This is a genomic window from Halorubrum luteum (genome assembly GCF_054652935.1).
Map to the genome: position 1 here is coordinate 3023042 of NZ_BAAIGT010000002.1, position 24065 is coordinate 3047106.

22 protein-coding genes are annotated in these 24065 nt (G+C 66.5%); 16 read left to right on the plus strand and 6 right to left on the minus strand.

Annotated elements, in window-relative coordinates:
* The first annotated feature begins 70 nt into the window (after window positions 1-70).
* Both ACYQ0R_RS14995 and ACYQ0R_RS15000 read left to right on the plus strand, forming a co-directional pair.
* Window positions 71-1882 (plus strand): ABC transporter substrate-binding protein, encoded by a 1812-nt coding sequence (locus ACYQ0R_RS14995; protein WP_459825381.1) that lies wholly within the window; start codon window positions 71-73, stop codon window positions 1880-1882.
* The gene (locus ACYQ0R_RS15000; RefSeq protein WP_459825383.1) at window positions 1879-2721 is read left to right on the plus strand and encodes a phosphatase PAP2 family protein; all 843 of its coding nucleotides are present in this window, start codon (window positions 1879-1881) and stop codon (window positions 2719-2721) included. The genes ACYQ0R_RS14995 and ACYQ0R_RS15000 overlap by 4 nt, the downstream gene beginning before the upstream one ends.
* A gap of 65 nt (window positions 2722-2786) precedes the next feature.
* Here ACYQ0R_RS15000 and ACYQ0R_RS15005 read toward each other — a convergent pair whose 3' ends face one another.
* On the minus strand, window positions 2787-3089 hold the full coding sequence (locus ACYQ0R_RS15005) for a DUF7091 family protein (RefSeq protein ID WP_459825385.1): 303 nt from the start codon (window positions 3087-3089) through the stop codon (window positions 2787-2789).
* A gap of 209 nt (window positions 3090-3298) precedes the next feature.
* Between ACYQ0R_RS15005 and ACYQ0R_RS15010 the strand changes: the two genes are divergently transcribed.
* From ACYQ0R_RS15010 to ACYQ0R_RS15050, 9 genes are all read left to right on the plus strand, one after another.
* Complete coding sequence (locus ACYQ0R_RS15010; protein ID WP_459825387.1) at window positions 3299-4225, plus strand: replication factor A; 927 nt, start codon at window positions 3299-3301, stop codon at window positions 4223-4225.
* A gap of 1 nt (window position 4226) precedes the next feature.
* Complete coding sequence (locus ACYQ0R_RS15015) at window positions 4227-4868, plus strand: RPA family protein (RefSeq protein ID WP_459825389.1); 642 nt, start codon at window positions 4227-4229, stop codon at window positions 4866-4868.
* A gap of 184 nt (window positions 4869-5052) precedes the next feature.
* On the plus strand, window positions 5053-5457 hold the full coding sequence (locus tag ACYQ0R_RS15020; RefSeq protein ID WP_459825795.1) for a DUF8146 domain-containing protein: 405 nt from the start codon (window positions 5053-5055) through the stop codon (window positions 5455-5457).
* Window positions 5458-5788: 331 nt separating this feature from the next.
* Window positions 5789-6895, plus strand: a complete 1107-nt coding sequence (gene pdhA, locus ACYQ0R_RS15025) for a pyruvate dehydrogenase (acetyl-transferring) E1 component subunit alpha (RefSeq protein ID WP_459825391.1) — start codon at window positions 5789-5791, stop codon at window positions 6893-6895.
* Window positions 6896-7882, plus strand: coding sequence for an alpha-ketoacid dehydrogenase subunit beta (locus tag ACYQ0R_RS15030; RefSeq protein ID WP_459825393.1), 987 nt, complete (start codon window positions 6896-6898; stop codon window positions 7880-7882). It begins immediately after the preceding gene.
* 2 nt (window positions 7883-7884) lie between these two features.
* On the plus strand, window positions 7885-9492 hold the full coding sequence (locus tag ACYQ0R_RS15035; protein ID WP_459825395.1) for a dihydrolipoamide acetyltransferase family protein: 1608 nt from the start codon (window positions 7885-7887) through the stop codon (window positions 9490-9492).
* Window positions 9492-10919: a dihydrolipoyl dehydrogenase gene (gene lpdA / locus ACYQ0R_RS15040; RefSeq protein WP_459825397.1), complete on the plus strand. Its 1428-nt coding sequence runs from the start codon at window positions 9492-9494 to the stop codon at window positions 10917-10919. Before ACYQ0R_RS15035 ends, lpdA begins: the two co-directional genes overlap by 1 nt.
* 142 nt (window positions 10920-11061) lie before the next feature.
* Window positions 11062-12816 (plus strand): cation:proton antiporter domain-containing protein, encoded by a 1755-nt coding sequence (locus ACYQ0R_RS15045; RefSeq protein WP_459825797.1) that lies wholly within the window; start codon window positions 11062-11064, stop codon window positions 12814-12816.
* Window positions 12809-14515: a cation:proton antiporter domain-containing protein gene (locus tag ACYQ0R_RS15050; RefSeq protein WP_459825399.1), complete on the plus strand. Its 1707-nt coding sequence runs from the start codon at window positions 12809-12811 to the stop codon at window positions 14513-14515. Before ACYQ0R_RS15045 ends, ACYQ0R_RS15050 begins: the two co-directional genes overlap by 8 nt.
* A gap of 24 nt (window positions 14516-14539) precedes the next feature.
* Here the strand turns inward: ACYQ0R_RS15050 and ACYQ0R_RS15055 are convergent, their stop codons facing one another.
* On the minus strand, window positions 14540-15898 hold the full coding sequence (locus tag ACYQ0R_RS15055) for a CobW family GTP-binding protein (protein ID WP_459825401.1): 1359 nt from the start codon (window positions 15896-15898) through the stop codon (window positions 14540-14542).
* Between the two features lie 96 nt (window positions 15899-15994).
* On the opposite strand from ACYQ0R_RS15055, the gene ACYQ0R_RS15060 reads away from it, so the two are divergent.
* Window positions 15995-16168 carry a hypothetical protein gene (locus ACYQ0R_RS15060; RefSeq protein ID WP_459825403.1) on the plus strand — a complete coding sequence of 58 codons (174 nt, stop codon included), beginning with the start codon at window positions 15995-15997 and terminating at the stop codon, window positions 16166-16168.
* On the opposite strand, the gene ACYQ0R_RS15065 is transcribed toward ACYQ0R_RS15060, so the two are convergent.
* From ACYQ0R_RS15065 to ACYQ0R_RS15080, 4 genes are all read right to left on the minus strand, one after another.
* Window positions 16165-16773, minus strand: coding sequence for a DUF7504 family protein (locus tag ACYQ0R_RS15065; protein ID WP_459825405.1), 609 nt, complete (start codon window positions 16771-16773; stop codon window positions 16165-16167). The genes ACYQ0R_RS15060 and ACYQ0R_RS15065 overlap by 4 nt on opposite strands.
* Window positions 16774-16816: 43 nt before the next feature.
* Window positions 16817-17197, minus strand: coding sequence for a DUF8057 family protein (locus ACYQ0R_RS15070; RefSeq protein WP_459825799.1), 381 nt, complete (start codon window positions 17195-17197; stop codon window positions 16817-16819).
* Between the two features lie 20 nt (window positions 17198-17217).
* Window positions 17218-17913 carry an RAD55 family ATPase gene (locus ACYQ0R_RS15075; RefSeq protein WP_459825407.1) on the minus strand — a complete coding sequence of 232 codons (696 nt, stop codon included), beginning with the start codon at window positions 17911-17913 and terminating at the stop codon, window positions 17218-17220.
* A 120-nt stretch (window positions 17914-18033) separates the two neighbouring features.
* On the minus strand, window positions 18034-18543 hold the full coding sequence (locus tag ACYQ0R_RS15080) for a chemotaxis protein CheW (RefSeq protein WP_459825409.1): 510 nt from the start codon (window positions 18541-18543) through the stop codon (window positions 18034-18036).
* A gap of 102 nt (window positions 18544-18645) precedes the next feature.
* On the opposite strand from ACYQ0R_RS15080, the gene cheB reads away from it, so the two are divergent.
* Genes cheB through ACYQ0R_RS15100 form a run of 4 tightly spaced genes read left to right on the plus strand, consistent with a single transcriptional unit; the run spans window position 18646 to window position 24048 of the window.
* On the plus strand, window positions 18646-19728 hold the full coding sequence (gene cheB, locus ACYQ0R_RS15085) for a chemotaxis-specific protein-glutamate methyltransferase CheB (RefSeq protein ID WP_459825411.1): 1083 nt from the start codon (window positions 18646-18648) through the stop codon (window positions 19726-19728).
* Window positions 19728-22016 carry a chemotaxis protein CheA gene (locus ACYQ0R_RS15090; protein WP_459825413.1) on the plus strand — a complete coding sequence of 763 codons (2289 nt, stop codon included), beginning with the start codon at window positions 19728-19730 and terminating at the stop codon, window positions 22014-22016. The genes cheB and ACYQ0R_RS15090 overlap by 1 nt, the downstream gene beginning before the upstream one ends.
* Window positions 22013-22840, plus strand: a complete 828-nt coding sequence (locus ACYQ0R_RS15095; RefSeq protein ID WP_459825415.1) for a CheR family methyltransferase — start codon at window positions 22013-22015, stop codon at window positions 22838-22840. The genes ACYQ0R_RS15090 and ACYQ0R_RS15095 overlap by 4 nt, the downstream gene beginning before the upstream one ends.
* Window positions 22840-24048 carry a HEAT repeat domain-containing protein gene (locus ACYQ0R_RS15100; protein WP_459825417.1) on the plus strand — a complete coding sequence of 403 codons (1209 nt, stop codon included), beginning with the start codon at window positions 22840-22842 and terminating at the stop codon, window positions 24046-24048. The genes ACYQ0R_RS15095 and ACYQ0R_RS15100 overlap by 1 nt, the downstream gene beginning before the upstream one ends.
* The last annotated feature ends 17 nt before the right edge of the window (window positions 24049-24065 follow it).

Here is a 24065-nt window from a genome sequence, read left to right on the forward strand (position 1 = left end):
GTTGACATTGCGGCAGTTCCTCCCGGACCACAGCACTGTTATATCGTTGGCACCGAAGCTGTCTAAACGAATGACCCGGACGACGAGCCGACGGACCGTGCTCTCGGCGACGGGAATCGCCGTCGCGAGCGCCGGCTGCGTCGGTCGCGTCCGGAACCTTGCTGGACGGGAGACGTCCTCCCAGCTCGTGTTGGAGATCAACACGGCGCCGGCGGACGACGACCCGAACGCCGTTCGCATCGCGAGACACCTCTCCGAGAATCTCGACGAGGTCGGCGTCGACGCACGTGTGAACACGATGACCGAGGCGGACCTTCGCAGAAGCGTGCTGTTGAACCACGATTTCGACGTGTACGTCGGCCAGTATCACGAGGCGAAGCCGTTCGATCCGGACGCGCTGTACGGCCTCACACACTCGTCGTTTACGGCCGAGGCCGGCTGGCAGAACCCGTTCGGGTTTACCGAACTCGCAGTCGACGACCTGCTTGACGAACAGCGGTTCGCGCGGGACGCCGATCGCCGGGCCACCGTCGACGAGCTTCAGGAGACGCTCTGCAATCAACACCCGTTTACGGTGATCGCGTTTCCCGACGCGCTCACCGCGATCCGGGACGGTCGCTTCACCGGCTGGGAGCGAGCCCAGCCAACCTCCGCCCGCGGACTGCTCGGCCTGCAGTACGTCGGTGAGACGGACGACGAACCCACGACGCTGCGGCTCACGACGACCGACGACCGTCCGACGGAAAACTGGAACCCGATCGCGGCTGAGTACCGTCGCCACGGGACGGTCACGTCGCTGTTGTACGACCCGCTTGGCCGTCCGTACAACGGGGAGACGATCCCGTGGCTCGCCCGCGAGTGGGAGTGGATCGACACGGCCACGCTCCGGGTACGGCTTCGTCACGGAACGTGGCACGACGGGACGCCGCTGACCGCCTCCGACGTCGCGTTTACGTACGCCTTTCTCAGGGATACGTCGATGGGGAACACGGAGACGCCGATCCCGGCACCCAAGTACCGGGGCCGAAGCTCCGTCGTTCGCGACGCGACCGTCGTCGACGACGAGACGATCGACCTGCGCGTCGGCGAGGTGAATCCGATGGTCGGCGAGCGCGCGCTTCAGCTTCCGATCCTTCCGGAACACGTCTGGAGCGAGCAGACCGAGACGGTCGCGATCGCCGGCGTCGAGATCGACGAGGAGACGACCGAGGCGCTCGTCTGGAACAACGACGACCCGGTCGGTAGCGGACCGCTTCGGTTCGTGGAGTCGTCGCCGGAGGAGGAGGTCGTGTTCGAGCGCAATCCGGACCACTTCCTCCGACGACTCGGCTCGGATCCGGTCGACTCGGAGCTGGAAACCGTCGAGGGAGTCCCGATCGAGTTCGTCGGAAACCCGTCGTTCGAGCGGCTGGTGCTCGAGGTCGTCCCGTCGGACATCGCCAGCGTACAGATGGTCGGTGACGGGCTCGCGGATGCCACCGCATCGAACCTCGGCCCCGATGCGGTGCCTCGCATCGGGCGTGAGGCGGACGCACGGCTCATCAGTGCTCGGTCGGCCGCGTTCTACCACGTCGGCTACAACACCCGTCGTGCGCCGCTTTCGAACCCCCGGTTCAGGGCGATCCTCTCCGGGCTTCTGGACAAATCGACGCTCATCGATGACGCGTTCGACGGCTACGCGGTTCCGGCGACGTCGCCGCTGGCCGCGTCGCCGTCGTGGGTTCCGTCCTCCGTCGCGTTCTCGCGCGAGGACGGCGTCGATCCGGTCGCACCGTTCTACGGGGACGACGGCACCGTCGACGTCGAGGCTGCTCGCGACGCGTTTCGCGATGCGGGGTATCGGTTCAACGAGGCTGGGGAGCTGGTGGCTCGAGACCAATGAGCGTCCTGCTTGCGGTTCTCGCCCGGATCGCGCTGTGGGTCGGCGCGATGTGTCTGGTCGCGGGCGTCGCGATCGTCGGCCCTCGTCGGCTGTACGAGTTCGCCCACGAGATCGGCCCGCGACTCCGGGAGGCCCGGACGCCGATCGCCGTGCTCGTCGGGGTTGTCGTGTTGAGCGCGGTCGGTCGCGGCCCCCTACAGACCGTCTCGGAGATCGTCGGCGTCAGGCTGACCGGCACGATCTACGCGCTGGAGGGAGAGTTCGTCGCATGGGTACAGGCGACGTTCGTCGCTCCCGAGTTGACGATCTACTTCTCGTGGGTGTACGTGTACGGGTACGTGTTTCTGCTCGTGTTCCCGTTCATCGCGTACGGCGCGCTGTCGGACACAACGACGCTTCGACGGCTCCTGCTGGCGTACGCGCTCAACTATGGTATCGGACTCGTCATCTACACCCTGGTCCTCGCGTACGGACCGCGAAACGTGATGCCCGACGTCGTGACGTCGCTTCTGTACACGTTCGACCCCGACTTTCAGGTGCTCACGGCCGAGGTCAACGAGCACACGAACGTGTTCCCGTCGCTGCACACCTCTCTGGCGGTCACGGCGGGGCTGTTCGCCGCGCTGACCTGGGAGGAGTATCCGGCGTGGACGCCGATCGCGGTCTGGCTCGCGCTCTCGGTCACCGTCTCGACGATGTATCTCGGGATCCACTGGCTCGTGGACGTGATCGGCGGGATCGGGCTCGCGGTCGCCTGCGTGTACCTGTCGCACCGCCTCGTCGAGCCGACCGACGAGTGTGACGTCGACGCGGACGACGCCGTCCCGGTCGCGGACTGATCGCGAGCGCCCACGTCCCGGTGTCGCCGCGGGTCGACGCCGGGCTACCACGTCTCGACGCCGGGCTACCACGTCTCGACGTAGCCGTCGCGAACGTCCTCGGCACACCCCTCGCAGTCGGGATGGTCGGACTCGAAGCAGGCGGGGCGTCCCTCGGCGTCGACCGCGACCGATCGCCGCTCAGCGTACCGCCGACAAACGACTCGTGCGTGTCCGTCCTCGTCGCTCGGGAGGTCGTACAGATCGGTCCCCGCGTTCTCGCCGGTCGGGTCCGATCTCCCCTCCCGGTACGCGCGCTTGGCTTCCTCGAACTGTCGGCCCGCCTTGCGGAGCCGCTGGCGGATCACCCGTTCGAGCCGGTCGTCCATACCTCGGATCCGTCCGCCTCGCACATAGGTCCGTTGCCCGCGCCGACCACCGGTCGCCGAATGTCGGTGGAAACTGTTCGAACCTGCCGAATTCGCTCCGTAGGACCGCTTTTCGCGTTCAGTTTCACTACGGTCACGTACGTTTTAATACGATACGGAACCAATCGGCGTACGCCTCCCATTGAAACACGACCGGAGGCGAGACACCCATGACCGAACTGCGACAGGAAGCGGAAGCGATAGCGGAACAGTTCTCGGATCACCTGAACGTCGACGTCGACGAGGTCGAAGAGCGGCTTGAGAACCTCGTCAACGAGTACCGCGTCCCGCTCGACGAGGCGCGCCGGAGCGTCACGAACAGCTACCTCGACGACGCCGGGATGGAGCGCGACGAGCTCGGCCGCGGCGGCACCGAGCGAGTCCACGTCAACGAGATCGACCAGGACGAGCAGTGGGTCGACCTCCGCGTGACACTCGTCGACCTGTGGGAGCCTCGCAGCGACTCGATCTCGCAAGTCGGCCTGCTCGGCGACGAGTCGGGCACGATCAAGTTCGTCGCCTTCGAGACGTCCGATCTCCCCGAACTGGAGGAAGGGGCGACGTACGAGCTCTCGAACGTCGTCACGGACGAGTACGAGGGGAGCTACTCGGTGAAGCTCAACCGGACGACGGGGATCACGGAGATCGACGAGGAGATCGAGGTCGGCGACAACGCCGAGACGGTCGAGGGCGCGCTGGTCGATATCCAGTCCGGCTCCGGGCTGATCAAACGATGCCCCGAGGAGGACTGCACGCGCGTCCTCCAGAACGGTCGCTGCTCCGAGCACGGCCAGGTCGACGGGGAGTTCGATCTCCGTATTAAAGGCGTTCTGGACGACGGCGAGAGCGTCACCGAGGTCATCTTCGACCGCGAGGCGACCGAGGAGCTCACGGGTATGGGCCTCGAGGCGGCAAAAGACATGGCGATGGACGCGCTCGACACGACCGTCGTCGCCGAGGAGATGTCCGAGGACGTGCTCGGACGCTACTACCGCGTCACGGGCCCGACGTTCCGTCGATACGTTCTCGTGGACGAGCTCGAGGAGCCCGGGCCGGTGGACGTCGAGAGCGCGCTGATCAAAGCGAGGTCGATCTGAAATGAGCCAGTCAACCCCCACCCGAGAGATCGCCCGGCGTACGTTCGCGAGCGAGTTCAACGACGCCGGCTACACGTTCAAGGAGTCCGACGACGAGCGCGCACCGGTTTACCTCCTGTTACCGACCGGCGAGTCCGCGAACCGCGTGTTCTTCGTCGGCACGCTCACCGAGCGGGAGGACGTCGGCGAGGATAACGAGTACTGGCGCGCCCGCATCGTCGATCCGACGGGCACGTTCTTCGTGTACGCCGGCCAGTATCAGCCGGAGGCCGCCTCCGCGATCCGTGAACTGGAACCGCCAGCGTACGTCGCAGTCGTGGGCAAGCCCCGGACGTACGAGACCGACGACGGCACGATCCGCGTGTCGGTCCGCCCCGAGTCGATCACCGAGGTCGGCGCCGACGTTCGTGATCGGTGGGTCGTCGAGACCGCCGAGCGCACGCTCGAGCGCGTCGCCGCCTTCGAGGACGACGGCAACGAGTACGCGCGGATGGCCCGCGATCAGTACGAGATCGACCCCGAGACGTACAAGGCCGCGGCGCTGTCGGCGCTGGAGGACCTCGACGAGAGCGACGAGCTCGCCGGGACGGACGGCGGGAGCACGGACGCTCCCGTCGACGCGGCGGACGCCCCCGAACCGTAGTCGGTCGACGAACCGATCGCGTCGGTCGACGAACCGATCGCGTCGGTCGACGATCACGACCTGGCTATCACGTCGGCCGACCGTCTGCGATGCGTCGCGTGAGCCGTCACACCGCCGTCCTCGCCGAGGACCGTGCGCTCGTCTGACAAACGCTTAAGTAGCCAGCGGCACGAATCGTCCGATGATGGGCAACAAGAACAAGACGATCTCGTTCCGCGTCAACGAGGACGCGTTCGAGACGCTCCGCGACATCGCCGAGGAGCGCGACATCTCGCTGTCGGCCGTCTTCAGGGACTACGTCGACAAGCTCGTTGCCCACGACGGACAGGTCCGCGTCGTCCCCGAGGCGGAGCTTGAGAGCATGGGCGAAAGCGGGGAGTCGTTCCCGCCGAAGATCGAGGTGCCGAAGAGCTTCGTCCGCGAACACGAGCGGCTGGAGCTGGAGGCGGACCACCTCCGCGAGCAGCTCGAGGAACACAAACGCTACGTCAACTACCTCCGCGAGCAGCTGGAAGACGAGGACGAGGACGTGATCCAGCTGGAGGACCTCGACGGCGAGCCGGACGAGCCCTCGTTCCGGCTCGGCTGACCGCATCCCGCCGGTCGTTTTGGCCACTGTCGTTCGCTTCCCCGATACGTCCACTCCTCTAGCTCCGGCTCCACCGTCCGGCGAGACTGATCGGGTCCGCCCTCGGATCTCTCGATGAACTATCCCGTTCGTCCATGATATTTTGAAAAACGCCGATTTCGCCGAACGGATCGACGGCGAACCAGCAAAGCATGTATAAACGTTTGATTCTCCACGGCCTCGGTTGACGGTTCAACTCGTGTGAGCAAAATTTATGCGCATACCAACGCTTTTACGAAAACCCTATTAGCTGGGCGTCGGACTGTCCGTACATGAACGGGAGGGGACGATCGTGAGCGTGTTCGACAGGGCGTACGACGATCCGGTTCGCGTGCTCGACGAGGACGGCACGGTCGTCGGGGACGTGCCGGAGCTGTCCGACGAGCGACTCGTCGAGATGTATCGTCACATGAAACTCGCCCGCCATTTCGACGGTCGGGCGGTGAGCCTCCAGCGTCAGGGTCGCATGGGAACGTATCCCCCGCTCTCCGGACAGGAGGGTGCACAGATCGGTTCTGCGTTCGCGCTCGACACCGACGACTGGATGGTTCCCTCCTACCGCGAACACGGGGCTGCGCTCGTTCACGGGGTCCCGCTAAAAAAGACGCTGCTCTACTGGATGGGCCACGAGGACGGCAACCAAGCACCGGCGGACGCCAACGTGTTCCCCGTCGCGGTGCCGATCGCCTCGCAGGTTCCGCACGCGACCGGGGCGGCGTGGGCATCGGATCTCCGTGGCGACGACGCGGTCGTGCTGTGTTACTTCGGCGACGGCGCGACGAGCGAGGGTGACTTCCACGAAGGCGTCAACTTTGCGGGCGTGTTCGACACGCCGACCGTCTTCTTCTGTAACAACAATCAGTGGGCGATCTCCGTCCCGCGGGAGCGACAGACACGAAGCGAGACGCTGGCACAGAAGGCGGAGGCGTACGGGATAGACGGCGTACAGGTCGACGGGATGGACCCGCTCGCGGTGTACGCGGTCACGAACACCGCCGTCGAGAAAGCCCGGACCGCCGCGGACGGCGACCGCCCTCGCCCGACCCTGATCGAGGCGGTCCAGTATCGGTTCGGCGCGCATACGACCGCGGACGATCCGACGGTGTACCGTGACGAGGACGAAGTCGAGCGGTGGAAACGGAAGGACCCGATCCCGCGGCTGGAGACGTATCTCCGACGTGAGGGCGTCCTCGACGACGACCGGATCGCGGAGATCGAGGCCGACGTTGAGCGGCGAGTCGCGGACGCGATCGACGCGGCGGAGTCGATGGCGCGTCCCGAACCGAGCGAACTGTTCGCGCACGTGTACGCGGAGTCCACGCCGGAGCTGGACACACAGCGGGAGCGGTTCGCGGCGCTCCGCGAGCGATACGGAGACGAAGCGTTTCTGGAGGAGTAAATGACCGAAACACGAAACCTCACCCTGGTACAGGCGGTGCGAGACGGACTGGCGACGGAGCTGCGAGCCGACGACGACGTCGTCGTGCTCGGACAGGACGTCGGGAAGAACGGCGGCGTGTTTCGCGCGACCGAGGGGCTCTACGAGGAGTTCGGCGAGGACCGCGTCGTCGACACGCCGCTCGCGGAGTCCGCCATCGTCGGCTGTGCGGTCGGGATGGCGGCGATGGGGCTGCGCCCGGTGCCCGAGATCCAGTTCTCCGGGTTCATGTACCCCGGCTACGACCAGATCGTCTCGCATATGGCGAGATTCCGGACCCGGAGCCGGGGCCGGTACACCCTCCCCATGACGCTGCGCGCCCCGTACGGCGGTGGGATTCGTGCTCCCGAGCATCACTCCGAATCGAAGGAGGCGTTTTACGCCCACGAAGCCGGGCTGAAGGTCGTGATGCCGTCGACCCCGTCCGACACGAAGGGGCTGCTGATATCGGCGATCCGCGACCCCGACCCCGTGATCTTCCTCGAACCGAAGCTTATCTACCGGGCGTTCCGCGAGGAGGTGCCCGAGGGCGAGCACACGGTGCCCATCGGCGAGGCGGCCACCCGCCGCGAGGGCGACGACGTCGCGGTGTTCACGTACGGCGCGATGACGCGTCCGACGATGGAGGCGGCGGAGACGCTCGCCGACGACGGGATCGAGTGTACGGTCGTCGACCTCCGGACGGTGTCGCCGCTCGACCGCGAGGCGATACTCGAGGCGTTCGAGCGCACCGGCAGGGCCGCGGTCGTCCACGAGGCCCCGAAAACCGCGGGTCTCGCCGCGGAGATCACGGCGATCATTCAGGAGGAAGCGCTGCTGTATCAGGAGGCTCCGATCGCTCGGATCACCGGGTTCGACGTTCCCTATCCGCTGTACGCGCTGGAGGACTACTACCTCCCGAGCGTGGCTCGGATCGAGGACGGTATTAGGGAGGCGGTGGAGTTTTGACCATGCCGATCGAGCAGTTCACGCTTCCTGACGTCGGTGAGGGAGTCGCGGAGGGGGAGCTGGTTCGCTGGCTCGTCAGCCCCGGCGACCGCGTCGAGGAGGACCAGCCGGTCGCGGAGGTCGAGACGGACAAGGCGCTCGTCGAGGTGCCGTCACGATACGACGGCGTCGTCGAGGAACTGTTCGCCGAGGAGGGCGAGATCGTCCCCGTCGGCGACGTGATCATCTCGTTCCGCGTCGACGAGGAGGGGACGGCCGAGGCCGAGTCGCCGTCCGAGGCCGGTACGGGGGTGTCGCCGTCCGAGGACGCTCAGTCGTCGACTGTCGAGGCGGAATCGTCGACGACCGACTCCGAGCCGCCGGTGCCGCCGGGTCGGACGTTCGCCCCGCCGTCGGTCCGACGACTGGCCCGCGAACTCGGCGTCGACCTCGACGCGGTCGCCGGAAGCGGGGTCGGCGGTCGGGTCAGCGAGGCCGACATCAGGTCGGCTGCCGACGGCGTCGACCGGAAGACCACGGACGAGGTTGACGAGCCGGGGACGTCGACCGATTCCGGCCCGAAGCCCGTTGATATCGATGGGGCCGACCGACGGTCAGCCGTCAGCAAGCGGGGAGAGACGGACGCTGCGGCGTCGGCTCGTGGCTCCGAGCCGGCGGGACGGGATCGCACGTTAGCGACGCCCGCGACCCGGAAGGTCGCCAGGGATCTCGGCGTCGAAATCGACGACGTTCCGACTGACGCGTCCCGGGAGGGCGAGGCGTTCGTCACCGCTGAGCACGTCCGTACGTACGCGGAGGGAGAGACGGCGAAGGCGGACGACGATGTCGCCGCGGCGGGAGACGAGGCGTCGCCCGCCGGATCGAGTGACGAGGCGGCGGCAACGATCCCGTACCGTGGCGTGCGGCGGACGATCGGCGAGCGCATGGAGCAGTCGAAGTTCACCGCGCCCCACGTCACCCATCACGACACCGCCGAGGTCGACGCGCTCGTCGAGGCGCGCGAGCGACTGAAGCCGAAAGCCGACGCGAAAGGTGTGAAACTCACGTATATGCCGTTCGTGATGAAGGCGGTCGTCGCCGGGCTCGAGGAGTACCCGGTGCTCAACAGCGAGCTCCGCGAGGACGACGAGGAGATCCTCTTACAACCCGAGTACAATCTCGGGGTCGCGGTCGCGACCGACGCCGGGCTGATGGTACCCGTGGTCGAGAACGTCGACGAGAAGGGGCTGTTCGAGCTGGCCGAGGAGGTTCACGACCTCGCGAGCCGCGCCCGGGACCGCACGCTGACGCCGGCGGAGATGTCCGGTGGAACCTTTTCGATCACCAACTTCGGGGCGATCGGCGGCGAGTACGCGACGCCGATCATCAACTATCCCGAAACCGCCATCCTCGGGCTCGGTGCGATCGAGGAGCGGCCGGTCGTCCGGAGCCACGCCGACGTCGATGACGGGTTCCTCGACGACGAGGAGGGGACGACGGTCGTCCCCGCGCCGACGCTGCCGCTGTCGCTGACGATCGACCACCGCGTCGTCGACGGCGCGGAGGCGGCGTCGTTCGCGAACGCCGTGATGGATCACCTTGAAAACCCGTTGCTGTTATTATCAGAGTGATGGTCGTCGGAGACGTTTCAACTGGGACGGAGGTACTGGTGATCGGCGCGGGACCGGGCGGCTACGTCGCCGCCATCCGCGCGGCACAGCGGGGGCTCGACACGACGCTCGTCGAGAAGGACGCCTACGGCGGGGCGTGTCTGAACCGTGGCTGTATCCCCTCGAAGGCGCTGATCACGGCGTCCGGGCTCGCACACGAGGCCGGCAACGCCGAAGAGATGGGGATCCACGCCGACCCTGCCGTCGATCTCGCGAAGATGATCGACTGGAAGGACGGCGTCGTCGACCGGCTCACGAGCGGCGTCGAGAAGCTGTGTAAGGCGAACCGCGTCAACCTGATCGAGGGCGAGGCGTCGTTCGTCGACGAGCACACCGCGCGGATCGCTCACGGCGGCGAGGGGCAGGGGTCCGAGACGGTGGAGTTCGAGCACGCGATCGTCGCGACCGGGTCACGGCCGGTCGCCATCCCCGGGTTCGACTTCGCCGACGACCACGTCTGGACCGCCGAGGCAGCGCTGTCTGCCGATTCGGTTCCCGACCGCCTCGTCGTCGTCGGCGGGGGGTACATCGGGATGGAGCTGGCGACGGTGTACGCCAAGCTCGGCTCCTCGGTGACGGTCGTCGAGATGCTCGAGGATATCCTCGACCCGTACGAGGACGACGTGAAACGGACGGTCCGGAAGCGCGCGGAGGCGCTCGGGATCGAGTTCCACTTCGGCGAGGGCGCCACCGGCTGGTCGACGGGCCCGGACGGCGGGTACCTGATCGAGACGGAGACGGAGGCGGGCGAGACGTCCTCGTACCCGGCTGATACGGTGCTCGTCGCGGTCGGCCGCGAGCCCGTGACCGGCACGCTCGCCGTCGAGAACGCGGGGATCGAGACGACCGATCGGGGGTTCATCGAGACCGACGACCGGACCCGCACCGCGGTCGAGCACGTTCACGCGGTCGGCGACGTCGCCGGCGAGCCGATGCTCGCGCACGCCGCCTCTCACGAGGGGATCGTCGCGGCGGAGGTGATCGCGGGTGAGCCGGCCGCGCTCGACCAGCAGGCGATCCCGGCCGCCGTCTTCACCGATCCGGAGGTCGCGACCGTCGGGATGACCGAGGCGGACGCGGAGGCCGAGGGGTTCGACGTCGCGGTCGGCGAGATGCCGTTTAACGCCTCCGGACGGGCGCTGACGACGGGTCACACGGAGGGGTTCGTTCGGATCGTCGCCGACGCCGACACGGGGTTCGTCCTCGGCGGCCAGATCGTCGGTCCGGAGGCGTCGGAGCTGATCGCGGAGCTCACGCTCGCCGTCGAGATGGGCGCGACGCTCGAGGACGTCGCCTCGACGGTTCACACCCATCCGACGCTCGCGGAGGCGGTGATGGAGGCCGCCGAGAACGCACAGGGGCAGGCGATCCACACGCTGAACCGGTAGCGTCGCGCTGGTCTCTTCACGGCAATCGTCTCTTCACGGGATCCACCGCTCCACGACAACCGTCCTTGGTGGGGAGTGCGTACGCGTTCGGGAGTACCGGTACGCTTAATCCGCACAGTCGACACGTGTGCAACAACTGTCGATGGTCATCGAGGTCGGTCTCACGGCGGAGTTGGCTGTCATCCTTTTGAGTGCGACGTTCGTCGGCTTCCTGGCGAAGCAGACGGGACAGCCGACGATCATCGCGTACATCATCGCGGGCGTGCTGATCGGTCCGGCGGCGCTCGGCATCGTCGAGGTGACGGCGCTCACCGAGACGCTCTCGGAGCTCGGGCTCGCGTTCCTGTTGTTCCTGCTCGGCATCAAGATGCAGATCGACGATATTCGCCACGTGCTCGCGCCGATCGTCAAGATCTCGATCCCACAGATGGCGGCGGTCGCGGCCGTGGGTATCGGGGTGTCGCTGGCGCTCGGCTTCTCGCTTCTCGAGTCGCTGATCGTCGGCCTCGCCGTCATGTACAGCTCGACGGCCGTCGTGATCAAGATGCTCACCGACAAGGACGAGGCGACGTCGCTCCACGGCAAGATCGACGTCGGGGTGCTGCTCATTCAGGACATCGTGGTCGTCATCCTGTTGGCGGTGCTCGCCGCCGGACGCCCCGAGGACCTCGCTGAGGTCGCGACGACGCTCGGGATCGTGCTCGCTTTGGTCGCGGCGATCACGGTCGCCGCGCTCGTCGCCTCGCAGTACCTGTTGCCGACGGTGTTTCGACGGGTCGCCGACAACAAGGACGTCTTCTTCCTCCTGGCGATCTCGTGGGCGTTTCTGTTCGTGTTCGTCTCCGACGAGATCAACCTCTTTCTGGCCCCGTTCGGCGTCGAGGCGTATCTCTCGATCGAGATGGGAGCGTTTCTGGCCGGGCTCGCGATCGCGCAGCTGCCGTACAGTACGGAGCTTAAAGACCGGGTAAATCCGCTGACGGACCTGTTCGTGATGGTGTTTTTCGTCTCGGTCGCGCTGACGCTCGAGGCAAGCGAGCTGCTGTTCTACTGGCAGGAGGCGGTGATCGCCGCGGCGGTGTTGATGGTCGGCAAGCTGATCGTCTTCTTCCTGCTGATCGACTGGCAGGGGTTCGACCTCGAGACGACGTTCCTCGGTAGCGTCACCATGATGCAGGTCAGTGAGTTCGGGATCATCGTCGGGGTCGCCGCGTTTCAGGGCGAGTTCATCGACGTCGAGATGCTCGGCTTTCTGACGCTGATCGCGCTCCTCACGATGAGCGTCTCGGTGTATTTCATCGAGTACAACCACCGGCTGTTCGAGCGCGCGCGGCCGTATCTCGCTCGGTGGGACACGGACGGGACGTTCCGGGACGGCAAGCAGTCGTACGCCGACCACGCTGTGGTGGTCGGCTACGACGACGTGACCCGAAACGCGCTCTCGCTGCTTCGAGAGCAGTACGGTGACGTCGTCGTCGCCGACCGTCGCTCCGAGCACATCGAGACGCTCGAAGCGAACGGCTACGATGCGCTCTACGGCGACTTCAGGAACTCGACGGTTCGGAAGGACGCGGGGATAAAGAAGGCCGGGTTCGTTCTCTCCTCGTCCGTCCAGCCCGAAGTGAACAAGGCGCTGCTCCGGGAGGTGAGCGACGACGCCATCGTCTTCGTCGAAGCCGAAACGATAGCGGACGCGCGAGAGCTCTACGAACGGGGCGCTCACTCCGTCATTATGAGCTCACAGCTCGCGTCCGGCCGCCTCTCCGGATATCTCAGAGCGTACTTCGAGGACCGGGAGACGTTCGAGAGCGCGGTCGAGGGCGACCGCGAGTTGCTGCGAACCCACGAGGAGTTCCCGGACGCCTTCGCGTACGTACAGGGTGGTTTCGATGAGTGAACTGCTCACCACCGTCGCGCTGCTTTTCATCATCGCCGGGCCGTTCCTGCTCGTCGCCAACCGGTTCGACCTCCCGACGGTCCCGTTCCTGATCCTGGCGGGGATCGTCGCGGGCTTTGTCGTCGAGGAGGCGTTGACGCTGGAGCTCGCGCAGTTCGGCATCGCGCTGCTGGTGTTCACGTTCGGCGTCGGGATCGACTTATCGAGCTCGCGACTGGTGCTTCGTGACAGCGAAGTCGCCGCAGTCGCACAGATCTTCGTCGTCGGCGTCGTCGGGGTCGGGTTCGGGCTCGTCGTCGGGGTTCCGCTCTCCGAGTCGGTGTATCTCGGTATCGCCGCCGCTCTGTCCTCGACGATCGTCGGGACGGCGTTGGTTCGGACCGAGATACGCCGAAGCCTCGTTCGCGGGCGGCTGGCCGAATCGATCCAGCTCGTTCAGGACCTCTTCGCGATCCTCGTCCTGCTCGTGCTCGGTGCCGGAACGCTCGCACCGGATCCGATCGCGCTCCAGATCGGGTACGGCGTCTCGCTGCTCATCCTCGCGGTGCTGATCAACAGATACCTGTACGACGTCGTCGAGCGTCTCGCCGGGGGTTCAGACGAGCTGCTGATCATCGGTGTCGTCTCGCTGCTCGTCGTCTTCGTCGCGGCGGCGGAGCTGTCCGGCGTGTCGATCGTGGTCGGAGCGTTCGCCGCCGGGCTGGCGATCCGACACGATCCAGTTAGCAATCTCGGACTGTTCAACGGTATCGAATCGATCAAGGACTTCTTCCTGGCGATCTTCTTCGTCACCGTCGGAGCGCTCGTCGTGCTCCCGTTCGTCGAGATGGGTCCGGCGGCGTCGGTCGAAAAGCTCGCCGTCGTCGCCGGACTCGTCGTTCTGACGGCAGTGATCAAACCCATCATTACGACGCTGATCCTCGTTTATCGCGGGTACGAGTCTCGCTCGGCGACGCTGACCAGCCTCAGCATCGACCAGGTGAGCGAGTTCGCGCTCATCATCGCCATCGAAGCCCTGATACTCGGGCTGTTGAGCCAGGCCGTCTTCGACGCGATCATCCTCGCCGCGGCGGTGACGATGATCACCTCGAATCTCACACAGCGACACAACGAACGGATCTACCGGAGGGTAGCGCAGCTCGGGCTTATAAGCGAACAGCACGGCAAGATCGACGAACAGAGCTCCGTTCCCGACGACCTCGCCGACCACGTCGTCATCGTCGGGTACGGGAGACACGGCCAGCAGCTCGTCGAGACGTGCGAGGCGCTCGATCGACCCTGTGTCGTCATTGAGAACGATCCCGTCATGTTCGACGCCGTGGCGGACGAGTGTGACGCGTACGTCTTCGGCGATGCGATGGAGCGATACACGTGGACGAAAGCGAACGTCGAGGACGCGACGCTCGTCGTCTCGACGATCGACTCGGATCCGGTGTCGAAGCGGCTGCTCTCACTGTCGTTCGACGCCGACCTGATGCTCCGGACGAACGACGTTTCGCGGGCGCTCGAGTATCTCGGGCGGGGCGCACTGTACGTCAGCATCTCCGATCTGCTCGCGAGCGAACACGTCATCCAGCAGATGCGGTCGCTGTTCGAGACGGAGCTCACCCCCGAGGAGCTCCGCGAGGAGCGCAGGGCGGAGCTGACCGAGTACGCCGAGATGGTCGACCGGAACACAGCCGGACCCTCCGACGACTGACGAGAGCCCGTTCGGGGCTTGGCGTTACGGTTGGGCGACCACGACCTCCTCGCCCTGCTCACCCGGGAACGCGTCGGCTCCGTCGAGCGTCTCACCCGCCCGTACGGCCGCCCACTCGTCGTCGTCGACGAGTGCGTCATTCAACCGCCCTCGGAGGGTCTCTTCGTCGATGTCGGTGCCGATGACGACGAACTCGGTGAGCCGATCGCCGTGCTCCTCGTCCCAGTCGAGCTCGGGCCGATTCGACCGGAGCATCTCGCGTTCGATCTCCGGCAGCGTCGCGATCCACGGGGCCGGAGCGGTGACCCGAACCGACGGTCCGGCCTGACTCGCCTGCTGTTTCAGGTCGTTGCCGGCGACCCACAGCGTTCCCTTCGAGCGCACGACCCCCGTGGGGAGGTTTCGAAACAGCGCCGCGAGCCGTCCGGGGTGAAACGGTCGTCGGCGCCGATACGTGAACGAGGTGACGCCGTACAGCTCGTCCGGATGGCGGTGATCGTGTTCGTGTTCGTCGTGGTGGTCGTGGTCGTCGTCGTGATGGTCGTGGTCGTCGTCGTGATGGTCGTCGTCGTCGTGGTGGTCGTGGTCGTGGTCGTCGTCGTGGTGGTCGTGGTCGTCGTCGTGGTGGTCGTGGTCGTCGTTACGTCCCGGATCCTTCCCTTCCTCGTGGCTCTCCGCGAGCGCACGCTTCCACCCGGGGAGGTCGCCGACAGCACGCTCCTCGAACAGGTCGACGTCGAGAAGTCGGTCGGGATCGACGGCGGAGAACTCCGTCCGGATCGTCTCGGCGTCCGGTTGGAGCGCCCGGACGAGCGACTCGGCCTCCGCGAGTTGGTCGTCGGTACACAGGTCGGCCTTATTGAGGAGGACGACGTTCGACACCTCCACCTGCTCGACGAGCAGATCCGAGAGCGGTCGTCCCTCCTCGTCGGTGCCGCGTCGCTCTGGAACCTCCTCGCCCGCGAACGCGTCGAGAAACAGCGGCGTGTCGAGAACGGTCACCAGCGCGTCGACGCGATATCGGGCGGCCGCACGCGACTCCGTCGTGAACAGCCGCGCGACGGGAGCCGGTTCGGAGATCCCGGAGGACTCGACGATGAGGGCGTCGAACGACCGATCGTTCGCAAGCCGAACGACGGCGGTTTCGAGGTCGTCTTGCAGCTCACAGCAGATACAGCCGTTCGACAGCTCCGCGACGCCGTCGTCGACGTCGAGCTCCGACCCCTCCGCGATCAGCTCGGCGTCGACGTTCACGTCACCCATGTCGTTGACCAGCACCGCCAGGTCGCGGTCGCCGGCGTGTTTCAACAGATGATTCAGAAGCGTCGTCTTGCCAGCCCCGAGGCTTCCGGACAGTACCGTCACCGGGATCCGGTCCGTCATACCCGACTCCTCGGCGGCTCGTCCCTTGAACCTCCCGACAGCGACGGTCCGGGCGGAGCCGACACGTTGATACGTCCCGATCGTGGATCGGAGCGTATGAACTCGCTCGTGTTCCCGGTCGCGGTCGTCGGATCGGTCGCAACGCTGGTGATGGTCATCGCGACGCTGTATCTCGTGTGGCTCGCCATCGGGGACGACGCTCACACACCTCGGCTCGACGACGGAACCGATCGTCCCGAACTCGGATCTGACGAGGAGGACACCGCCTAAAACGCCGTCCACTCGGTCGGCCCGCCGACTCGGCCGCGAGCGCGGAACTGTCGCTCGTCGCCCTCGACGCGCGTTTGTACGACGATCTCGAACGGCTCGTGGAGGGTGTGGATCACCTGCTCGTCGTGTGCCGTCGAGCCGACCGCGCCGACCAGCGGCCATCCCTCACCGGACGCCTGCGACACCATGACGCGGGTGAACTGGTAGATTCGCTCGGGGTCCCAGTACATCAACAGCTGGGACAGCGAGTAGACGCCGACGGCGCGATCGCGTCCGGCCGACGACTCGACGACGTCGGTGAACTTGATCCCGATGTCGGTGAGGTTCCCGGCGCTAGCGACGTACTTCGTGGCGGGGGTATCGGCCCGCTTGTCGCCCTGCTCGTGGGTGACACAGTCGATGACGACGATCTCGTCCGCGTCGTGTCCGGTTATCTGCTCGTAGTCGGAGCGCACCTTCTCGGCAGTGGTTCCGGTCGAGATGATCACGGGTGCATCGGACCATTCGGCGAGCAGCCGCGTGAACAGCTCGTACTTCCCGCTCATCGGCGGCCCGCTGACGAGCACGCTGTCGGCACCGACGACAGCGTCGGGAAGTGCGCTCATACGTTATCAGTGAGGGCGAGTCCGGTAAAACCCTTCCGAGGGATCACTTTCGGAACATCGAGGGAAATGTAAGTGATGACGGCGGTCCCTCACGCGGCTTTCGGCCGATGGTCAGCTCACTGAGGGCTCCCGGAAGCGCAGCCGGCAGCGGCTGGGACCGGACCGCTCCGTCTTCGTCGACGAGGCGGCCCCAAACCGCCTCGGGCTCCGATTCGGGGGCTTCGAGCGCCTTCGTTCGACCCTCATCGTACGCGAGCTCGACGAGGCTCCGGTCGTACGGGCTGTCGACGGCCGCTCGAACGCTGTCGTACTCCTCGGAGCGTCCGGCTCCGACTCCGACGACGACGCCGAGAGCGAACGCTCGGTGTATCGCCTCCTCGCGTGTCAGCTCGTCCCAGTCGGTACCGAACGTCCGGTCGTACATCGTCGTGTCGTCGTCTCGGCTCATCGGGTCACCGCCGCCGCGTCGCCGACGCGGAGGCCGCCGTCGGTGAACATTACGTCTTTGATCGCCGTGTCGATCCCGGTTCCGCGCATCTTCAACACCTGGATGCCGCGTCGCATCCCCTCATCTTCCAGATAGTTATGAAGGAACACGACGCCGTGTGCGAGATAATGCTCCTCGGCATACGCGCTCGGATCCGTCATCTCGGATATGAGAAGCGTCGTCGCGTCGGTGCGTTTCAGCGAGGACAGCAGCTGGATCATCGTGTCCTCGTCGTCGTCGAGGAGAAACCGTAGCAGCATCGTCGAATCCAACACGACGCGGTCGATGCCGCGAGAGTTTATAAATCCAGTCAGCCGGTTCGTGACCCCCGACCGATCGCGTCGGTCCCCGGGAAGGCCGAAAAACCGCCGTCCGTCCGAGGAGAAGGAGTCGAGAAACGTCACCCGTTCGGTGTCGAGCGCGCGGTCGAATCCGAACTCGTAACCGCTCATATCCTCTTGGATTCCCGCTTTCGTCTCGTGCATGCTTACGTACAGAACGTCCTCGCCGTTTCGAGCGCCGTTCGCAGCGAACTGCGCGCAGAACGTCGTTTTACCGCTCCCGGGCGGTCCGCTCACCACGTACAACCGCTCGGACGGAAACCCCCCGTCGACGAGTTCGTCGAACCCGGGGATGCCGCTTGAAACGCGCATGCGTCGATGCTTGCCGGAGTTTGGATAAGTGTTCGTCCCCGTTTTTCACTGATGAGAATCGAGGGGCCACGACGTCGCTTGATCTGCCGGGAGTCCCCGGTACACTCTCCAAGCGTTGGCTTACTCGGCGGCCACCGACGATCCAGCGGAGTCAGCCACGGCGTCCGAACGGTCGCCGGCGTTCGCCACGGCATCCGACAGCTCGTCGATGTCCGGTGTGACCCACACGACGAACCGATCGTCGGATTTGACGATCCCGCTGACTCCGTCGTCATCGTTCGTCATGCCCGTATCGACGGCCTCGGGTGCGACGTCGCGAACCTGGAACACCTCGTCGACCATCCAGCCGACCGTGCCGCTCTCGTCTAAGTGGTCGTCGTCGAACACCACGATCCGCTCGCGCCGGCCGTCCTCGTCGATCCCGAACAGCGTCTTCGGGTCGACGATCGTGGTCGTCCGTCCACGCAGATCCATGACGCCCTCCACGTGCTCCGGGGAGTTGGGAATGCGAGTGAGTTCGCCCGCATCGACGATCTCGTCGATGACGCCGATGTCCAGACAGTACGTTCCGTCGCCGAGACCGAACTCCAACACCTTGGTGGGCTCGGTGTCCGTTTCGGTGGCTGCCATACCAGTCATTGTGGGGATCGGACTCATAACCGTATCCCTCGAGTTATCAGGGGTGATTACTGGGTCCGTGGGTTTATGATGATTCTGCGTCCGCTATTGAGTATGAGTAGGACGACGGATCGACGTGACGAGCCCGGCGACTTCCCACGGACGGTCGTCGTCGACGACTCGCCGTTCATGCGCGGGTTGATCACCGATCTTCTGGCGGACGCCGGGATCTCCGTGGTCGGTGAGGCGGGCGACGGCGCGGAGGCGCTCGAGGTCGTCGCGTCCGAGCAGCCGGACGTGGTGACGATGGACGTCGAGATGCCCGGTATGGACGGACTGGAAGCGGTCGACCGACTGATGGACGAGACGCCGACGCCGGTTCTCATGCTGTCGGCACACACCGACGAAGGGGCGGAGGTCACGTTTGAGGCGCTCGAGCGCGGCGCGGTCGACTTCTTCGCGAAGCCGGGTGGCGAGGTGTCGGCCGGCGTCTCGAGTCAGGCGGACCGGCTCGTCGAAGCGGTCCGGTCCGTCGCCGGCGCGGACCTCGACGCCGCGACCCGCGGTCGGTCCGTCCGCGACGACGCCAGTGCGGGCGCAGCGTCGACCACGGGCGACACGTCGCTCGAAGAGCCGGTGACGGTGATCATCGGTGCGTCGACGGGCGGCCCGAACGCGGTCGAGCGCGTGATGGCGTCGCTGCCGGCCATGGACTGTCGGATCGTGATCGTCCAGCATATGCCCGAGGCGTTCACCTCGCGGTTCGCGGACCGGCTCGACGCCGCGTCGGCGTACGACGTCCGGGAGGCCACCGATGGTGGGCGGATCGGGGCGGGTGAGGCGCTCGTCGCTCGCGGCGGGAACCACACCCGGATCGACGGGTACCGCGCAGGACGACTCCGCGTGAAGCTCGTCGACGACGACTCGCTGCCGGTCGCACCCTCCGTCGACGTGACGATGCGATCGGCCGCCGAAACGGTTGACGACCCGCTCGTCGGGGCAATCTTGACCGGGATGGGATCGGACGGTGCGGAGGGGATCCGCGCGATGGCGGACGCTGGCGCGCGGACGCTTGCACAGAGCGAGGACACCTGCGTCATCTACGGGATGCCGAAACGTGCGGTCGAAACCGGCGCGGTCGACGAGGTGCACGACCTCGACGGCGTCGCCGACGCGATCGTCGGGGGTGAGGCCTGATGGACTCCCACCGCGCTGCGTTCGTCGCGGAAGCCGAGGACGGGATCACGGATCTCAACAACGCCCTGCTCGCGCTCGAGGCTGACCCGGACGACGACGCGGCGATGGACGACGTGTTCCGAGTCGCGCACACGCTGAAGGGGAACGCGGCGGCGATGGGGTACGAGAACGTCTCCTCGTTCGGACACGCACTCGAGGATCTTCTCGACGCCGTCCGGCAGGGTGACCGTGAGGTGACGCCGGAGCTGATGGACCTCCTCTTCGAGGGGGTCGATGCAGTCGAGGCGATGGTCGCGGAGATCGCCGACTCCGGCGAGGTGGCGACGGATCCGTCCGATATCGAGCGCCGACTGCGCGAGATGGAGGAACACGGTACCGTCGGCAGCTCCGACGACGGGGGCGCAAAGCCCGGAGCGTCGCCGGACGATGCGGGCGCGAGGCCCGGAGTGTCGCCGGACGAGAAGGGTGCGGAAGCCGACCGTTCGACTGATGACGGAGCCGAGCAGGCCGGAGACGCGGTCGTGGAGACGGACGACTCGACGGTCGAGGTTCCGCCGATTCCCGACGACGCCGGCGATCTCCCGGACGACTCGCTCGTGTACGCCGACGTGCGAATGAGCGAGACGGCGATGCCGGGCGTCGACGCGACGTTCGTGTTGCAGGCGCTCGAGGACGGGTTCGACGACCACGTCACTTCGCCGGACGAAGACACGCTGGAGGACGGCGAGTACGATGAGGCGTTCGACGCGTTCGTCGTCGCCGACGAGCCCGCAATCGTCGCCGACGGACTCAACTCGCTCACACAGGTCGAGTCGGTCGACGCCGTCCGAGTCGCGGGAACGGAGACGCACGCCTCCGGCGAGGAGGACGCGGTCACCGATACCGACGCCGACAGCGACGTGGAGACGACCGCGGATGACGGTTCCGACTCGGAGACGGACTCGACGAACGAGGACGAGACGCCCTCCGAGGACGAGACGCCCTCCGAGGACGAGACGCCCTCCGAGGACGAGACGCCCTCCGAGGACGAGACGCCCTCCGAGGACGGCCCTGCTGAAGCGGCGGCGGACGAGATCAAGTCGATCCGGGTCGATGTCGATCAGGTCGACGAGCTGTACGGGCTGGTCGAACAGCTCGTGACGAGTCGGATCAAGCTCCGTCGGGAGCTGGAGGAGTCCGATGTCACGTCGGACGCGCTTGACGAGCTGGACAAGCTCGCCTCCAGCCTCCAGGACACCGCCATGGACATGCGGCTCATCCCGTTCTCGCAGGTGTCCGACTCGTTCCCCCGACTCGTCCGCGACATCGCCCGCGACGTCGACAAGCAGGTGCGGTTCGATATCGAAGGTGACGACGTCGAACTCGACCGGACGATCCTCACCGAGATGCGCGACCCGCTGGTGCACGTCCTTCGAAACGCGGTCGACCACGGGATCGAACCGCCGGCCGAGCGGGAAGCGGCTGGGAAGGACCCGACCGGTCACGTCAAACTCACCGCCCGCCGGGATCGCGACCACGTCGTCATCGAGGTGTCGGACGACGGTAGCGGGCTCGACCCGGACGCGCTCCGCGACAAGGCGGTGGCCGAAGGCGTCGAGAGTCGGGAGACGGTCGAGTCGATGTCCGACGACGAGGTGTACGACCTCGTGTTCCATCCCGGCTTCTCGACCGCCGAGGAGGTGACGGACGTCTCGGGACGCGGCGTCGGCATGGATGTCGTGCGCACGACGGCACGCGATCTGGACGGCTCCGTCTCCATCGACAGCGAGCCGGGTGCGGGGTCGACCGTCCGGTTCCGACTTCCGGTGACCGTCGCCATCGTGAAGGTGATGTTCGTCGACGTCGGCGGCACGGAGTACGGGATCCCGATCAAGTCGATCGCGGAGGTCGGCCGCGCGGACGGGATCGAGGAGGTCCACGGCGACGAGGTCGTCCGCCACGAGGAGGATCTCTATCCGGTGATCCGGCTGCACGACCGACTCGAAGCGGACGACACTGGTGGCGACGCCCGCCCTGCCGCTGGCGAGGATGGAGCCGACCCGGTCGCGGCGGCTGACGGCGGCACCGATCACGTCGACGCGGCCTCGGCGACGGCGGACGACGGGATGCTGGTGCGGATCCGGGAGGAGACGAGGCGGGTCGCGCTCCACTGTGACGACGTGTTAGACCAAGAGGAGGTGGTCGTTAAACCGCTCGACGGTCCGCTCTCCGGGACGCCGGGACTCAGCGGGACTGCCGTCCTCGGCGACGGTGACGTCGTCGCGGTGCTCGACGTGGTGAGTCTATGACCGGACGAGACAGCGACTCCGTGGCGAGCGAGACGCCGTTCGAGGGCGTGTTACGCCAGATCGACGATTCGGTTCCGTTCGAGCCCGGCTACTACAACGAGTCGTACCTCGACCGGCGGATCACGGCACGAATGCGACGCCGCGACACGGATTCACACGAGGAGTATCAGCGGATCCTCCGGGAGGACGCCGAGGAGCGGGAGGCGCTGATGGACTCGCTCACGATCAACGTGACGGGCTTTTTCAGGAACCCGGAGATGTGGGAGGCGCTCCGGGAGCTGCTCGTCGATCTCACGGACGAGCAGCGCCGCGTCCGGATCTGGTCGGCACCCAGCGCCGACGGGCGGGAGCCGTACTCGCTCGCGATGCTCGCCTGTGACGACGACCGGATCGCCGAGCGTCGGATCGAGATACTGGGAACCGACATCAGCGAGGAGGCGTTGGCAAGCGCGCGCAAGGGCGTGTACCACACGACCCGGACGACCGACATCGCCGAGGAGCTCGAACCGCTCTCCGACCCCGGGCAGTACGTCGAGCAGGACGGCTCCGAGTTCCGCGTTCGCGACGCGCCCCGCAAACTCGTCGAGTTCGACAGCCACGACCTGATACGCGACGGGTCGCGCGGCCCATTCGACATCGTGTTGTGTCGGAACTTGCTCATCTACATCGACGTCGATCATAAGGGGGCGCTGTTCGATACGCTGGAGGCATCGCTTTCCGACGGCGGGGTGCTCGTCGTCGGCATGACCGAGAGCATTCCGCCGGACCGGTCGGACCGATACGCTCCGATCGACAAACGCCGGCGCGTGTTCAGGAGGCGCTAATGTCGCTGTACCAGCACGCCCGTGAGGGGAACGTGGAGGAGCTTCGGGACGCGCTCGGCAGCGACAGCCCGGCGGTCCGAAGGCGTGCGGTCGAGTTCCTCGGCGAACTCTCCGGAGAGAGCGAGCAGGCAACGATCGACGCGCTGTTGCGGCTTGCCACGGACGATGACGACCCCGACGTTCGTGGGGCGGCCGTCGACGCACTCGACGAGATCGGTCAGGACGCGGTCGAGCAGCTCCTCGCGGACCTCACCGGCGGGAGCACCGGTGAGGCCGGCTGGGTCACCGCGAAGAAGTTCGCACGGGCGCTACAGTCGGATCGACCGGAGCTTCGGATGGCGGCGGCGAACGCGCTGGCACGGCTCGACGAGCCGAGCACGCTCCCGGCGATCATCGACGCGCTCGAGGACGAGGACCCACGAGTCAGACTCCGCGCCTGTCACGCCTGCGGCTCGTTTGCGAACCCCCGGACCGTCCCCGCGCTTGTCGAACGGCTCGACGACGAGCCGCGCGTCCGGCGGGCGGCGGCGAACGCGCTCGGCGGGGTCGGCACCGACCGAGCGCTCGAACCCCTCATCGAGCTGCTCGAGGACCCCGACGAGTCGCTTCGTCGGATCGCTGCGGGCGCGCTCGGCAAGGCGAACAACCCACAGCCGGTCGAACCGCTCGCTCGCGCGCTCGGTGACGAGAGCGCCGTCGTCCGCAACGCGGCGGTGTACTCCGTCATCGAGCTGCTGTCGAACGTCCCCACCCAACACAGCCACGCGGTGCGTGACCAGGTCGTCTCGGAGCTGAAGGCGGCCGACGACGCGACGGTCGTCGAGCCGCTCGTCGAGATCCTCACTGAGGGACGACAGGACCGGCAGCGCCGGAACGCGGCGTGGATCCTCGGTCGGGTCGCGGAGCCGGAGTCGGCGGACGCGATCGAGGCGCTCGCAGACGCTCTCGACGATGACGACGCACAGACCGCACAGTTCGCGGCGACCAGCCTCAAAGCTCTCGGCGGGCCGGTCGTCGAGGAGACGCTACTCGACAGGCTCACGCCGGAGTACTCCGATGACGCCCGCGCAAAGGCCGTGTTCGTTCTCGGCCAAGTCGGTGGACAGGAGACGCTCAACCGGCTCGAGGATCTGACTGACGACGACAGTACCGAGGTCAGAAAGCGGGCGTTCTCGGCCGTTTCGAAGCTTCGTGCTGGAGGCACCTGAATGACCACCTCGGAGGG